The following is a 246-nucleotide window of genomic DNA, read 5'->3' as shown; positions in this document are numbered from 1 at the left end:
GGTTCTGCACGAGATTGTAGGTCTCACCGTCCTGCAGCTCCGAAATGTCGGTATTGCGCCAGAAGCGCAGGTTCGAATAGTCGTAGGGGATGGAGATCGTATCCTGGCGGTAGCTGTCCACCTGGAACATCGTGCCCGTCAGCGCATTCTCCGGCTGCTGCCCCGGATCGGCATAGCGCGGATCGCGCCAGGTGCCGGTGCCGACATTGCTCGGATCCGTGCTCGTACCCCAGGTTTACTTGTAGC

At 60.6% G+C, this 246-nt stretch carries 1 pseudogene; it reads right to left on the bottom strand.

What is annotated here, in order from left to right:
- Positions 1–235, bottom strand: a pseudogene (locus AF337_RS45750) (hypothetical protein); the annotation flags it as partial.
- Between the last annotated feature and the right edge of the window lie 11 nt (positions 236–246).

Source organism: Rhizobium ecuadorense (assembly GCF_001187535.1).
Classification (GTDB): domain Bacteria; phylum Pseudomonadota; class Alphaproteobacteria; order Rhizobiales; family Rhizobiaceae; genus Rhizobium; species Rhizobium ecuadorense.
The sequence above is the reverse complement of the archived record's forward strand: the minus strand, read 5'-3'. Positions and strand labels throughout refer to the sequence as shown.